5 protein-coding genes are annotated in these 7,163 nt (G+C 67.2%); 1 reads left to right on the forward strand and 4 read right to left on the reverse strand.

All coding sequences use genetic code 11. The annotated features are described in order from the left end of the window. Nucleotides 1–36 precede the first annotated feature (36 nt). Nucleotides 37–1,239, reverse strand: a complete 1,203-nt coding sequence (locus tag KDJ86_RS11975; RefSeq protein ID WP_291745899.1) for a multidrug effflux MFS transporter — start codon at nt 1,237–1,239, stop codon at nt 37–39. A 281-nt stretch (nt 1,240–1,520) separates the two neighbouring features. On the opposite strand from KDJ86_RS11975, the gene recG reads away from it, so the two are divergent. After that, complete coding sequence (gene recG / locus KDJ86_RS11980; RefSeq protein WP_291745892.1) at nt 1,521–3,629, forward strand: ATP-dependent DNA helicase RecG; 2,109 nt, start codon at nt 1,521–1,523, stop codon at nt 3,627–3,629. On the opposite strand, the gene KDJ86_RS11985 is transcribed toward recG, so the two are convergent. The 3 genes from KDJ86_RS11985 to KDJ86_RS11995 all read right to left on the reverse strand — a co-directional run. After that, complete coding sequence (locus KDJ86_RS11985; protein ID WP_521085284.1) at nt 3,616–4,386, reverse strand: DUF502 domain-containing protein; 771 nt, start codon at nt 4,384–4,386, stop codon at nt 3,616–3,618. The two genes, recG and KDJ86_RS11985, sit on opposite strands and share 14 nt — an antisense overlap. A gap of 137 nt (nt 4,387–4,523) precedes the next feature. Next, on the reverse strand, nt 4,524–6,350 hold the full coding sequence (glmS, locus tag KDJ86_RS11990; RefSeq protein ID WP_291745895.1) for a glutamine--fructose-6-phosphate transaminase (isomerizing): 1,827 nt from the start codon (nt 6,348–6,350) through the stop codon (nt 4,524–4,526). Nucleotides 6,351–6,486: 136 nt separating this feature from the next. Next, nucleotides 6,487–7,163: DapH/DapD/GlmU-related protein (locus KDJ86_RS11995; RefSeq protein ID WP_291745897.1), on the reverse strand; the 677-nt coding region annotated here is incomplete at its 5' end.

Here is a 7,163-nt window from a genome sequence, read left to right on the forward strand (position 1 = left end):
CCCCGGACGGCTCGTAGCCGGCAACGATGACCACTATCAGGCGGGCGCGTCGGCCGTGACGTCGCCGCCGCGAAGGGTCAGCCGGGCCAGCAGATAGGTCCCGATCCCGCACAGGCCGATCGCCGTCGCCATCGGCATCGTCGTCCCGTCGAAGAAGAAGCTGACGATGACGATGGCCACCGCGCCGGCGACCATCTGCAGGGTCCCGCCAAGCGCCGAGGCCATGCCGGCGATCGGCCCGTGTTCCTCGAGCGCCAGCACCATGGTGGTGGGGATGACCAGGCCGAGAAAGGCAAAGGCGCAGAAGAGGAGCACGATCAGCACCGCGAGGCTGTCGAAGCCGGCGAGCGTCGCGGCGAAAAGGAGGACCGTGAAGGCGGCATAGCCGAGGGTCGCCAGCGTCACCACCCGCATCATCCCGAACCGTGACGCCAGCCAGCCCGCCATCTGCGAGGTGCCGAAGAAACCGACCGCGTTCACCGAGAAGGCAAGCCCGTATTCGATCGCAGTCAGCCCGAAGTGGTCGATATAGACGAAGGACGAGGTCGCGAGAAACGCGAAGAAGCTGGCGAAACCGAGTCCGCCGATGAAGGTCAGGCCGAGGAACCGGCCATGCCTCAACAGGCGGCCGAAGCCGTCGGCGAGGCTCGTCAGGCTGACCCGCACCCGGTCGGCCGGCGGCCGGGTCTCGGGCTGGAACAGCGCAAGCAGCAGGAGGCCGGCAATCGCGGCGATCATGACGACGACGAAGACCGCCCGCCAGCCGAAGGGGGCGATCAGCGCGGCCCCGGCGAGCGGCGCCAGGATCGGCGATACGCTGATCACCAGCATGACCAGCGCCATCAGCCGCGTCGCCTCGGTGCCGGTATGCATGTCGCGGATGATGGCGCGCGGGATCACCATCACCGAGGCGGCGCCGATCCCCTGCACGGTCCGGAAGGCGATCAGCCAGCCGATGTCCGGCGCGAGCGCGCAACCGATGCTGCCCAGCACGAAGACCGAAAGGCCGAAATAGAGCGGCGGCTTGCGGCCGATCATGTCGGAGACCGGGCCATAGACGATCTGGCAGACGCCAAAGGCGACGAAGAAGACCATCAGCGTCATCTGGGTCGCGGCGGTCGAGGCCGAGAGGTCCTCGGCGATCGCCGGCAGCGCCGGGATGTACATGTCGATGGCGAAGGGGCCGGCCGCGGAAAGCAGGCCAAGCACCAGCGCGCTCCGGAAGAAGCTCTTGTGCATGTCGTCGGTCTTTCCAAAAGGAACGCGGGGATCGACGCCGGGAGGGATCAATACGCCGATTCCGGTTCTCATATACCTCTTCTATGACGCAGTCTTGTCAGGAGAGACGCCCGACCGGGATTTCCCCTTCCTGGCAAAAGACGATCGGATGACCACGACTTCGACATCCGAGGACACTTTTTCCGGGGCGGAATCCCCACCAAAGGCCTGTGCCGAACCGGCGCCGCGGCCGACCTCTTTGCATCGACCGGGCGTTTCGCCTCGGCTATCGTCGGCCTGCCATGCGCCCGCCGATCCTCAACCCCCTGTTTCGCCCGGTATCGAGCCTCGCCGGCATCGGACCGAAGCTCGCGGTGACGCTGCGCAAGCTCCTCGGCGGTCCGGAGCCCGACGGCGAGCCGCGGGCGATCGACCTGCTCTTCCACCTGCCGGTCGCGATCATCGACCGCAGCCGCCAGCCCGGCATCGCGCTCTCGCCCGAGGGCGCGATCGTCACCCTCAAGGTCAGGATCGACCGCCACCAGAAACCGCCGCGCGGCAACCGCCGCATTCCCTACCGGGTCTTCGCCCATGACGACACCGGCGAGATCGCCCTCACCTTCTTCCACGCCAATGAGCCATGGCTGGAGCGTATGCTGCCGGTCGGTGAGACACGCTATGTCTCGGGCCGTATGGAGTGGTTCAACGGCCGCCCGAGCATGGTCCATCCCGACCATATGGTGTCCGAAGCCGATTTCAGGGACCTCCCGCTGATCGAGCCGGTCTATCCGATGACCGCGGGCCTCGCCCGCAAGACCCTGCTCAAGGCGGTCGCCGATGCGCTGGACGGCGTGCCGGATCTTCCGGAATGGCTCGATCCGGCGCTTCTTGGCGAGCATCCCTGGCCGGATTTCGCCGCCGCGCTGCGCGCCGCCCACCACCCGGAAGCGGCCGCCGACATGGAACCGCTCAGCCCCCATCTCTCCCGCCTCGCCTATGATGAATTGCTGGCCAGCCAGTTGGCCCTCGCCCTGATGCGCGCGCACCAGCGCCGGCGATCGGGAAAGGCCCGCCACGGTGATGGAAGTCTGAGGCACAAGATACTGGAAAGCCTGCCCTTTTCGCTGACCGGCAGCCAGAAGGACGCACTTGCCGAGATCGATGCCGATCTTCGCAAGCCCGAGCGGATGCTCCGCCTCCTCCAGGGCGATGTCGGGTCGGGCAAGACCGTGGTCGCCCTCCTCGCCGCCGCCGCGACCATCGAGGCCGGCGCCCAGGCGGCGATCATGGCCCCGACCGAACTGCTGGTCCGCCAGCATGCCCGCACCATCGCGCCCCTCGCCGACGCGGCCGGCATCGGCGTCGCGGTGCTCACCGGTCGCGAGCGTGTGGCGGAGCGGTCACGCGTGGTGGCGGGCCTCGCCGACGGCTCGATCCAGCTCCTTGTCGGCACGCATGCCCTCTTCCAGTCCGGCGTCGAATTCGATGATCTCGGCCTCGTCGTCGTCGACGAGCAGCATCGCTTCGGCGTCCACCAGCGGCTTGCGCTGACCGCCAAGGGCGACGCGACCGACGTCCTGGTGATGACCGCCACGCCCATTCCGCGCACTCTGGTCCTGACCTATTACGGCGACATGGACGTCTCGCGGCTCACCGAAAAGCCGGCCGGCCGGCGGCCGATCGAGACGCGGGCGATCCCCCTCTCCCGCCTCGACGAGGTGGTTGGGCGTATCCGCGCGGCGACCGCCGCCGGCGCCAAGGCCTATTGGGTCTGCCCGCTGGTCGAGGAATCCGAGGTCCTCGACGTCGCCGCGGCGGAAGAGCGCTACGCGGCGCTGGATGCGGCGCTCGGCGGTGGCGTCGGGCTGGTCCACGGCCGGATGAACGCCGCAGGACGAGACGCCGAGATGGCGAAGTTCGTGAGCGGCGAGACGAAGGTCCTGGTCGCCACGACCGTCGTCGAGGTCGGCGTCGATGTCAGCGACGCGACGATCATGGTGATCGAACATGCCGAGCGTTTCGGGCTCGCCCAGCTCCACCAGCTGCGTGGCCGGGTCGGACGCAGCGACCGCCCGTCGGTCTGCCTGCTCCTTTACAGGGCCCCCCTCGGCGACATAGCCACCGACCGGCTGCGGATCATGCGCGAGAGCGAGGACGGCTTCGTCATCGCCGAGGAGGACCTTCGCCTGCGTGGCGGCGGCGAAATCCTCGGCACCCGCCAGTCCGGCACGCCGGGCTTCCGCGTCGCCAGGCTGGAAGTCCACGCGGCGCTGATGGAAGCGGCCCGCGACGACGCGAGGCGGATCGTCGACAATGACCCGGACCTCGCCACCCCCCGCGGCGAGGCGTTGCGGCTGCTTCTCTATCTATTCGGGCGCGACGACGCCGTGCGCCTGCTCAGGGCCGGTTGAGTGTCGCGTCGGCGCCGATCCGCCGACCGGCTTCGCCGATCGTCACCGGCTCCCCGGCCGATTCGGCTTGCTCTTCGTCGACTTGATAATCGGGGCTCACCAGCCCGGCCGAGATGACCAGCTTCGCCGCCTCTTCGACGGTCATGTCGAGGATCGTGACATCGGCCTCCCGGACGAAGAGCAGGAAGCCGGAGGTCGGATTGGGAGTCGTCGGCAGGAAGACGGACAGCATCCGCTCGCCTTCCCTGTCGAGGCGATGGCCGACCTCGCCGCGCGTGCCGGTGGCGACGAAGACGATCGCCCAGAGGCCCTTCCGCGGATATTCGATCAGCCCGACGGTCTGGAAGGATTTCGCCCGGTTGGAGAGCACCGTCTCGAAGATCTGCTTGAGGCCGCGATAGAGGTTCCGCACCACCGGCATCCGGCCAAGCAGCGACTCGCCCCAGGAAATGGCGGTGCGTCCAATCAGGTTGGCGGTCAGGAAGCCGAGCAGCGTGATGAAGAGGATCGCCACCACCAGGCCGAAGCCAGGCACCTTGAAGGGCAGATAGGTGTCCGGGCTGTAGGCGGCGGGGATGAACGGCGTCACCCAGGAGTCGATCCAGACGATGAAGGCCCAGGTGATATAGACCGTCAAGAACAACGGCGCCGCGATCACCAGTCCGGTCAGGAAATAGTTCCGGAACCGGTGCATGCCGCGGCTTCGCTTCGCCTGTTCGGCAAGCGATGGTTCCGGCGGTTTCTCACCGTCCGTCATATCCCGACCCTCCTCGGCCCGCGCATGGCGACCGGACCGGACCATTATCTAGCCAATGCGGGGGAAATGAGAAGCCGCAAATATCGGCGGCGACCAGCCGACGCGGCGGCTGAGGCAGGCGGTCCGGCGAAGGGCCGCTATTCCACGGTTACCGATTTCGCCAGGTTTCGGGGCTGGTCGACGTCGGTCCCCATGAAAACGGCGGTGTGGTATGCCAGAAGCTGGATCGGAACCGCATAGACCAGCGGTGTGATCGTCGATGGCATCTCCGGCAGGATCACCGTCTCCACCGCATCGATCGCCGCCGCATCCCGTCCCTTCGGATCGGTCAGGAGGATGATCCGTCCGCCGCGGGCCGCCACCTCCTGCATGTTCGAGACCGTCTTGTCGAAGATCCGGTCATAGGGCGCGATCACCACGACAGGCATGTTCTCGTCGATCAGCGCGATCGGTCCGTGCTTGAGCTCGCCCGCCGCATAGCCCTCGGCATGGATATAGGAGATTTCCTTGAGCTTCAGCGCGCCTTCGAGCGCGATCGGGAAGCTCGTGCCGCGGCCAAGGTAAAGCATGTTGTGTACCTTGGCGAGATCGCGGGCAAGGGCCTCGAGCTGCGGCTCGAGCCTGAGTGCCTGGCTCATCAGCCGCGGAATCTCGCTGAGCGCCCGGACCAGCCTTTGCTCGTCGATCTTCGAGAGGAAACCCCGCGCCTTGCCGGCGGCGACCGCGAGCGAGGCAAGGACCGAAAGCTGGCAGGTGAAGGCCTTGGTCGAGGCGACGCCGATCTCGGGACCGGCGAGCGTCGGCAAGACGAAATCGGATTCCCGCGCGATGGTCGATTCCTGGACATTGACGATCGCGGCAACCCGCTGCCCTTCGGCCCTGGCATAGCGCAGCGAGGCGAGCGTATCGGCCGTCTCGCCCGATTGCGACACGACGATCGACAGCCCGTTCGGCGCCAGCGGCTGCTCGCGATAACGGAATTCCGATGCGATATCGATGTCGACCGGCAGCCTGGCGAAGCGCTCGAACCAGTATTTGGCGACCAGCCCCGCGTAATAGGCGGTCCCGCAGGCGGTGATCGACAACCGGTCGAGCGAGGCGAAATCGATCTCGGCGCCGGCCAGCGTCCCGCACGCGCCCGCGGCGAAGTCGAGATAGTGGCCGAGGGTATGGCCGACGACCTCCGGCTGCTCGTAGATCTCCTTTGCCATGAAGTGGCGATGGTTGCCCTTGTCGACCAGGAGGCTGCTGACCAGCGCCCGGGTCGGCGGACGCTCGACCTTGGCACCCTCCGCGTCGTAGATCGTTGCCCCGCTGCGGGTCAGCACGGCCCAGTCGCCATCCTGGAGATAGGTCACCCGGTCGGTGAACGGCGCCAGCGCGATCGCGTCCGAGCCGAAGAACATCTCGCCGTCGCCGTAACCGATCGCCAGCGGACTGCCCCTCCGCGCCCCGATCATCAGGTCGTCCTCGCCGTCGAACAGGATCGCCAGCGCGAAGGCCCCTTCGAGGCGGCCGAGCGCGGTGCTGACCGCGTCGGCCGGGCCCATTCCCTGGTCGAGGTTTCGGCTCACCAGCTGCGCGATCACTTCGGTGTCGGTGTCGGTGGAAAAGACGGCGCCGGCCTGCTCGAGCTCCTCCCGGAGTTCGCGGAAATTCTCGATGATGCCGTTATGAACCAGCGCCAGGCGCTCGGTGGCATGCGGATGCGCGTTTCGCTCGGTCGGCGCACCATGGGTCGCCCATCGCGTGTGACCGATCCCCGAACGGCCGGAAAGCGGCTGGCTGGCAAGCCGGTCTTCGAGGTTTCGGAGCTTCCCCTCGGCACGGCATCGGGTCAGGTGGCCGTCTTCGAGGGTTGCGACCCCGGCGGAATCGTAGCCGCGATATTCGAGCCGCTTCAGGGCATCGACGAGAAGCGGTGCCGCGGGTCCGGAGCCGAGAATTCCTACAATGCCACACATATCGTTAACGCTCCGCTCGCCGGAATCGGATTCTGCGCCGCGAGTATTAGCGGGAGCGCGGGCGGCGAGAAATCACATCCTGTTTCCAGCCTTAACGCGCGACCGGCCCGACCGCCCGCGGAGGAATCAGGCGCGCCTAGCCCTTGCGACGCGCCTTCTTCGCGGCCGATCGCTTGCGGAACCTGGCAGCCCAGCCGGGATGGTCGGACTGCCGTCCCCGCGCCACGGCGAGCGCGTCGGGCTCCACGTCATGGGTGACGACACTGCCAGAGCCGACGTAGGCGCCGTCACCGATCGTCACCGGCGCCACCAGCGCGCTGTTCGAGCCGACGAAAGCGCCGGCGCCGATCTCGGTGTGGTACTTGAAGAAGCCGTCGTAATTGCAGGTGATCGTCCCGGCGCCGATATTCGCCGCCGCTCCGACATGAGCGTCACCGACATAGGCCAGGTGATTGATCTTGGCGCCCTCGTCGACGACGGCGTTCTTGACCTCCACGAAGTTCCCGACCCGGGCCCCGCCGCCGATGTCCACTCCCGGCCTCAGCCGTGCGAATGGCCCGATGACCGCTCCGCCGGCAATGGCCGCTCCCTCGATATGCGAGTAGGCGCGGATCGTCGCCGCGTCGTCGACCGAAACCCCCGGACCAAAGAAAACATGTGGTTCGACAACCACATCGCGGCCAATCCTCGTGTCATAGCTGAAGAAGACGCTGTCCGGATCAATCAGCGTCGCGCCGCCTTCCATCGCCTGCCGCCGTGCCCGGGTCTGGAAGAGGCGTTCAGCGACGGCAAGCTGCATCCGGGTGTCGACAC

The organism is Bauldia sp. (genome assembly GCF_020442045.1).
GTDB lineage: Bacteria > Pseudomonadota > Alphaproteobacteria > Rhizobiales > Kaistiaceae > Bauldia.